This window comes from Streptomyces cahuitamycinicus (genome assembly GCF_002891435.1).
Taxonomy (GTDB): Bacteria; Actinomycetota; Actinomycetes; order Streptomycetales; family Streptomycetaceae; genus Streptomyces; species Streptomyces cahuitamycinicus.
This window is the reverse complement of sequence record NZ_POUC01000392.1, coordinates 1-7,515: the sequence shown is the minus strand read 5'-3', so window position 1 is coordinate 7,515 and position 7,515 is coordinate 1. Positions and strand designations below refer to the sequence as shown.

Sequence of the window (7,515 nt, the reverse complement as noted above, 5' to 3'; positions counted from 1 at the left end):
TAGTGTTCGTCGGCAGCGTCAGTGTGTATAAGAGACCGGGGGTGGCCTGGCTGTCGGCCTTCGCCATGCGCGAGCACAGTGACCGCCCGGCAACCGGCCCCACCACGCCCGAGCACGGTCGGCCGCCCGGCAACAGGCCTCCGCCCACGCCCGAACACAGTGACCACCCGGCAACCGGCCTCCACCCACGCGCAAGCACAGTGACCACCCGGCAACCGGCCTCCACCCACGCGCAAGCACAGTGACCGCCCGGCTACCGGCCTTCGAGCCGTGCGAGCGCCAGCTTCGCCGTCTCGGTCGGTGTGCTGCCCACGCTCACCCCGGCCGCCTCCAGCGCCTCCTTCTTCGCGGCGGCCGTGCCGGAGGACCCGGAGACGATCGCGCCCGCGTGGCCCATGGTCTTGCCCTCGGGCGCGGTGAAACCGGCGATGTAGCCGACGACCGGCTTGGTGACGTGCTCGCTGACGTACGCCGCCGCGCGTTCCTCCGCGTCACCGCCGATCTCGCCGATGAGGACGATCAGTTCGGTGTCGGGGTCGTCCTGGAAGGCGGCGAGGCAGTCGATGTGGGTGGTGCCGACGACGGGGTCGCCGCCGATGCCGACGCAGGTGGAGAAGCCGGCGTCGCGCAGCTCGTACATGAGCTGGTACGTCAGGGTGCCCGACTTGGAGACCAGCCCGATACGGCCCGGCTTGGTGATGTCGGCCGGGATGATGCCCGCGTTGGACTGGCCTGGCGTGATGATGCCCGGGCAGTTGGGGCCGACGATGCGGGTGCCCTGGTCCTTCGCGTACGCGGTGAAGGCGACGGAGTCGTGGACCGGGATGCCCTCGGTGATGACGACCGCCAGGCCGATGCCCGCGTCGGCGGCCTCCACGACGGCCGCCTTGGCGAAGGCGGGCGGCACGAAGACGACGGAGACGTCCGCTCCGGTCGAAGCCATCCCGTCGGCGACCGAGCCGAAGACGGGGACCGCCCGGTCGTCGAAGTCGACGGTGCGGCCCGCCTTGCGCGGGTTGACCCCGCCGACGACGTTCGTGCCGGCCGCGAGCATCCGCCGCGTGTGCTTCATGCCCTCGCCGCCGGTCATGCCCTGGACGAGGACCTTGCTCTCCTTGGTGAGGTAGATGGCCATGGCGTTCCGTCTCCTCAGGCCGTGGTGGCGAGTTCGGCGGCACGGGCGGCGGCGCCGTCCATGGTGGTGACCTGCTGGACCAACGGATGCGCATGCTCCTCGAGAACGGCCCGGCCCCGGGCCGCGTTGTTGCCGTCCAGGCGGACGACCAGCGGCTTGGTCAGCCGGACGGTTTCCAGGGCCCGCACGATGCCGTCGGCGACCGCGTCGCAGGCGGTGATCCCGCCGAACACGTTGACGAAGACGGATTTCACGTCCGGGTCGGAGAGGACGACCGACAGCCCGTCCGCCATCACCTGGGCGCTCGCTCCGCCGCCGATGTCGAGGAAGTTGGCGGGCCGCGCGCCACACCCGTCGACCACGTCCAGGGTCGACATGACGAGGCCGGCGCCGTTGCCGATGACGCCGACCTCGCCGTCCAGCTTGACGTAGTTGAGGCCTTTGGCGGCAGCGGCGGCTTCGAGTGCGCCGTCGTACCCTGTTTCCCCGGCGCCCCATCGTGCCTGCCGGAAGCGGGCGTTGTCGTCGAGGGTGACCTTGCCGTCGAGGGCGAGGATCTGCCCCTGCCGGGTGCGGACGAGCGGGTTCACCTCGACGAGGAGGGCGTCCTCGCGGACCAGGACTTCCCAGAGACGTACGAGGACGTCGACGGTCTGGGGCGGCAGCCCGGCCGCGTCGGCGATCTCGGTGGCCCTGGCCGACGTCAGACCCTCGGCCGGGTCGACGGGGATACGGGCCACGGCCTCCGGACGACCGGCCGCCACCTCCTCTATCTCCATGCCGCCTTCCGCCGAGGCGATCGCGAGGAAGCGGCCGGCCGCCCGGTCGAGTACGTAGGACACGTAGAACTCGCTCTCGATGTCGACAGGCTGGGCCAGCATCACCTTGCCGACCGTGTGGCCTTTGATGTCCATGCCGAGGATCTGACGGGCGGTGAGCTCGGCGGCGGCCGGGTCTGCGGCGAGTTTCACCCCGCCTGCCTTGCCGCGGCCTCCGGTTTTCACCTGGGCCTTGACCACGACGCGGCCGCCCAGCCGGCGTGCGATCTCACGGGCCTCCTTGGGTGAGTCCGTCACCTCGGCGCGCGGCACCAAGATGCCGTGTCTCTCGAAGAGTTCCCTTGCCTGGTGTTCGTACAGGTCCATTCCGGCTCCTGACTGCCGTGTCTTGTGGGGAGCGACCCCCGACACCCGAAAATGCCGCACGCCCCCTGGACACCACCCACCGGATGCGGGATAACAAGTTTCATACAGTATTCGTCGACTGTATGCAATGTACGCGAACCGCTCCAACCCCCTACGAAGGGACAGGACTTCGCCATGCCCGACGACACCCAGGACTTGATCTCCGGTGGTCATCTCGTAGCCAAGGCGCTGAAGGCCGAGGGAGTAGACCGCATCTACACGCTGTGCGGCGGCCACATCATCGACATCTACGACGGCTGCGTCGACGAGGGCATCGAGGTCGTCGACGTACGCCACGAGCAGGTCGCCGCACACGCCGCCGACGGTTACGCGCGCATCACCGGCAAGCCCGGCTGCGCGGTGGTCACCGCGGGACCCGGGACGACCGACGCCGTGACCGGTGTCGCCAACGCCTTCCGCGCCGAGTCCCCGATGCTGCTGATCGGCGGTCAGGGGGCCCTGACCCAGCACAAGATGGGATCCCTTCAGGACCTGCCGCACGTCGACATGATGAACCCCATCACCAAGTTCGCGGCGACCGTGCCCGACACGGCCCGCGCCGCGGACATGGTGTCCATGGCCTTCCGCGAGTGCTTCCACGGCGCGCCCGGCCCCTCCTTCCTGGAGATCCCGCGCGACGTGCTGGACGCCAAGGTCCCGGCCGCCAAGGCGCGTCTACCGAAGGGCGGCGCCTACCGCGCCTCGACCCGCTCGGCCGGCGACCCCGAGGCGATAGAGAAGCTCGCCGACCTGCTGGTGCACGCCGAGAAGCCGGCCATTCTGCTCGGCAGCCAGGTGTGGACCACCCGTGGCACCGAGTCCGCCATCGAACTCGTGCGGACCCTCAACATCCCCGCCTATATGAATGGCGCGGGACGCGGCACCCTCCCGCCCGGCGACCCGCACCACTTCCAGCTCTCCCGCCGGTACGCCTTCTCCAACGCCGACGTCATCGTCATCGTCGGAACCCCCTTCGACTTCCGCATGGGCTACGGCAAGCGGCTCTCCCCGGACGCGACCGTCGTGCAGATCGACCTCGACTACCGCACGGTCGGCAGGAACCGCGACATCGACCTCGGCGTCGTGGGCGATGCCGGCCTGGTGCTGAAGTCGGTGACCGAGGCGGCTTCCGGGCGGATCAACGGAGGGGCGTCCAAGCGCAAGGAGTGGCTGGACGAGCTGCGGGCGGCCGAGCAGACCGCTCTGGAGAAGCGGCTGCCCAACCTGAAGTCCGACGCCTCACCCATCCACCCCTACCGCCTGGTCAGCGAGATCAACGACTTCCTCACCGAGGACTCGATCTACATCGGGGACGGCGGCGACATCGTCACCTTCTCCGGGCAGGTCGTACAGCCCAAGTCGCCCGGGCACTGGATGGACCCGGGGCCCCTCGGCACCCTCGGTGTCGGCGTCCCCTTCGTGCTCGCGGCCAAGCAGGCACGGCCCGACAAGGAGGTCGTCGCGCTCTTCGGAGACGGCGCTTTCTCCCTGACCGGCTGGGACTTCGAGACCCTGGTCCGCTACAACCTCCCGTTCGTCGGCATCGTCGGCAACAACTCCTCCATGAACCAGATCCGCTACGGCCAGGCCGCCAAGTACGGCAAGGAACGCGAGCGCGTCGGCAACACCCTCGGCGACGTCCGCTACGACGAGTTCGCCCGCATGCTGGGCGGCCACGGCGAGGAGGTCCGCGACCCCGCCGACATCGGCCCGGCCCTGCAACGTGCCCGTGAGTCCGGCAAGCCGTCACTGATCAACGTCTGGGTCGACCCGGACGCGTACGCCCCCGGAACCATGAACCAGACCATGTACAAGTGAGGTGCCCCCGATGACAGGAACCAAGGCCCTCGAAGGCATCCGCGTCCTGGACATGACCCACGTCCAGTCCGGGCCGTCGGCGACCCAGCTGCTCGCCTGGCTCGGCGCGGACGTCGTCAAACTGGAGGCGCCGACCGGCGACATCACGCGCAAGCAGCTGCGTGACCTGCCGGACGTCGACTCCCTCTACTTCACGATGCTCAACTGCAACAAGCGGAGCATCACCCTCAACACCAAGACCGAGCGCGGCAAGGAGATCCTCACCGAGCTGATCCGGCGCTCCGACGTCATGGTCGAGAATTTCGGCCCGGGCGCGGTGGACCGGATGGGCTTCACCTGGGACCGCATCCAGGAGATCAATCCACGGATCGTCTATGCCTCCATCAAGGGGTTCGGCGAGGGCCCGTACACCAACTTCAAGGCGTACGAGGTCGTCGCGCAGGCCATGGGCGGGTCGATGTCGACCACCGGCTTCGAGGACGGGCCGCCGCTGGCGACGGGGGCCCAGATCGGGGACTCGGGGACGGGTGTGCACGCCGTGGCGGGCATCCTCGCCGCGCTCTACCAACGGGAGCGCACCGGGCGCGGGCAGCGGGTCAACGTGGCCATGCAGCACGCCGTACTCAACCTGTGCCGGGTGAAGCTGCGGGACCAGCAGCGTCTGGCACACGGGCCGCTCGCTGAATATCCCAACGACGACTTCGGCGACGAGGTTCCCAGGTCCGGAAACGCGTCCGGCGGCGGCCAGCCCGGCTGGGCGGTCAAGTGCGCGCCGGGCGGCCCGAACGACTACGTGTACGTCATCGTGCAGCCCGTCGGCTGGCAGCCGATCAGCGAGCTCATCGGCCGGCCCGAGCTGGCCGACGACCCCGAGTGGGCGACGCCCGAGGCGCGGCTGCCCAAGCTCGGCAAGATGTTTCAGCTGATCGAGGAGTGGTCTTCGACGCTGCCCAAGTGGCAGGTGCTGGAGCGGCTCAACGCGCGCAACATCCCGTGCGGTCCGATCCTGTCGACCCGGGAGATCATCGAAGACCGTTCGCTCGCCGCCAACGAGATGGTCGTCACCGTCCCCCATCCCGAGCGCGGCGACTTCGTGACCGTCGGCAGCCCGCTCAAGCTGTCCGACTCCCCCGTCGAGGTGACCAGTTCGCCGCTGCTGGGGGAGCACAACGAAGAGGTCTACGTCGGCGAACTCGGCCTCGGTGACGAGGAAGTCCGCCTGCTCAAGTCGAACGGAGTGATCTGACGTGATGGCGGAAGACCGGGTCCTGCGGGTGCGGTCCCTCCTTGAGTCCGTGCGGGCCGAGGGGCGGACCGCGCTCACCGCGCCCGAGGGCAAGGTGATCGCCGACGCGTACGGCATCGCCGTGCCGGGCGAGGAACTGGCGACGGACGTCGACGAGGCCGTGGCGTTCGCGGCGCGCTTCGGCGGGCCCGTCGTCATGAAGATCGTCTCACCGGACATCCTGCACAAGACCGACGCCGGCGGAGTGATCGTCGGTGTCGAGGGCGCGGCCGACGTGCGGGCTGCCTTCCACACCATCATCGACAACGCGCGCGCGTACGACGCCGATGCCCGCATCTCGGGCGTCCAGGTGCAGGAACTGCTGCCGAAGGGGCAGGAGGTCATCGTCGGCGCGGTGACGGACCCGACGTTCGGGAAGGTGGTCGCCTTCGGGCTCGGCGGGGTCCTCGTCGAGGTCCTCAAGGACGTCACCTTCCGGCTCGCGCCGGTGGACGCCGACGAGGCGCTGTCGATGCTGGACTCGATCCGGTCGGCGGAGATCCTGCGCGGGGTGCGCGGCCAGGCGGGCGTGGACCGGTGGGCCGTCGCCGAGCAGATCCGCCGGGTCTCGGAACTCGTCGCGGACTTCCCCGAGATCGCCGAGGTGGACCTCAACCCGGTGATCGCGACGGCGGAGGGGGCGGTCGCGGCCGACATCCGGGTGATCCTCGCCGAGTCGCAGCCCGCGCCGCGCCGGACGTACTCCCGCGACGAGATCCTCGCGTCGATGCGCCGGCTGATGCAGCCGGGCTCGGTCGCCGTGATCGGTGCCTCCAACGAGCAGGGCAAGATCGGCAATTCGGTGATGCGCAACCTCATCGACGGAGGGTTCGCCGGGGAGATCCACCCGGTGAATCCCAAGGCCGATGACATTCTGGGCCGCAAGGCGTACAAGAGTGTCACGGACGTTCCCGGTGAGGTGGATGTGGCCGTCTTCGCCATCCCCGCCCGGTTCGTGGCCTCGGCCCTGGAGGAGGTGGGACGCAAGAAGATCCCGAACGCCGTTCTGATCCCCTCCGGGTTCGCGGAGACCGGCGAACACGCACTGCAGGCGGAGATCGTGGCGATCGCCGAGCGGCACGGCGTCCGGCTGCTGGGCCCGAACATCTACGGCTACTACTCGACCTGGCACGACCTGTGCGCCACGTTCTGCACACCGTACGACGTCAAGGGCGGGGTGGCGCTGACCTCGCAGTCGGGCGGCATCGGCATGGCCATCCTGGGCTTCGCCCGCACCACCAAGACGGGCGTGTCGGCCATCGTCGGGCTCGGCAACAAGTCGGACCTGGACGAGGACGACCTGCTGACCTGGTTCGGCGAGGACCCACACACCGACTGCATCGCGATGCACCTGGAGGACCTCAAGGACGGCCGCGCCTTCGTGGAGGCCGCCCGGGCGACCGTGCCGAAGAAGCCCGTGGTCGTGCTGAAGGCCGGGCGGACGGCGGCGGGGGCCAAGGCGGCCGGCTCGCACACCGGCGCCCTGGCGGGCGATGACGCCGTGTACGACGACATCCTGCGGCAGGCCGGGGTGATCCGGGCGCCGGGGCTGAACGAGATGCTTGAGTACGCGCGCGCGTTGCCGGTGCTGCCCGCACCCAAGGGCGACAACATCGTGATCATCACGGGCGCCGGCGGCAGTGGTGTGCTGCTCTCCGACGCGGTGACGGACAACGGCCTGTCGCTGATGGAGATCCCGCCGGACCTGGACGAGGCGTTCCGCAGGTTCATCCCGCCCTTCGGGGCCGCGGGCAACCCGGTGGACATCACCGGGGGCGAGCCGCCGTCGACGTACGAGGCGACGATCCGGCTGGGCCTGGAGGACCCGCGCGTCCACGCGCTCGTCCTCGGCTACTGGCACACCATCGTCACTCCTCCGATGGTCTTCGCGCAGCTCACCGCGCGCGTGGTGGCCGAGTTCCGGGAACGCGGGATCGAGAAGCCCGTGGTGGCGTCGCTCGCGGGGGACGTGGAGGTCGAGGAGGCCTGCCAGTACCTCTTCGAGCGGGGGGTCGTGGCGTACCCGTACACGACCGAGAAGCCGGTGGCCGTGCTCGGCGCGAAGTACCGCTGGGCGCGGGAGGCGGGGCGGC

The 7,515-nt window shown here is 69.7% G+C and carries 5 protein-coding genes; 3 read left to right on the top strand and 2 right to left on the bottom strand.

Annotated features, from left to right (window positions below; all coding sequences use genetic code 11):
* Nucleotides 1-253 precede the first annotated feature (253 nt).
* Both sucD and sucC read right to left on the bottom strand, forming a co-directional pair.
* On the bottom strand, nucleotides 254-1,135 hold the full coding sequence (gene sucD / locus C1J00_RS34330; RefSeq protein ID WP_102912868.1) for a succinate--CoA ligase subunit alpha: 882 nt from the start codon (nucleotides 1,133-1,135) through the stop codon (nucleotides 254-256).
* Between the two features lie 14 nt (nucleotides 1,136-1,149).
* On the bottom strand, nucleotides 1,150-2,280 hold the full coding sequence (gene sucC / locus C1J00_RS34325) for an ADP-forming succinate--CoA ligase subunit beta (protein WP_102912867.1): 1,131 nt from the start codon (nucleotides 2,278-2,280) through the stop codon (nucleotides 1,150-1,152).
* A gap of 174 nt (nucleotides 2,281-2,454) precedes the next feature.
* Between sucC and C1J00_RS34320 the strand changes: the two genes are divergently transcribed.
* From C1J00_RS34320 to C1J00_RS34310, 3 genes are all read left to right on the top strand, one after another.
* Complete coding sequence (locus C1J00_RS34320; RefSeq protein WP_102912866.1) at nucleotides 2,455-4,137, top strand: thiamine pyrophosphate-binding protein; 1,683 nt, start codon at nucleotides 2,455-2,457, stop codon at nucleotides 4,135-4,137.
* Between the two features lie 10 nt (nucleotides 4,138-4,147).
* The gene (frc, locus tag C1J00_RS34315; RefSeq protein WP_102912869.1) at nucleotides 4,148-5,383 is read left to right on the top strand and encodes a formyl-CoA transferase; all 1,236 of its coding nucleotides are present in this window, start codon (nucleotides 4,148-4,150) and stop codon (nucleotides 5,381-5,383) included.
* A gap of 4 nt (nucleotides 5,384-5,387) precedes the next feature.
* On the top strand, nucleotides 5,388-7,515 hold a 2,128-nt coding region (locus tag C1J00_RS34310), incomplete at its 3' end, for an acetate--CoA ligase family protein (RefSeq protein WP_102912865.1).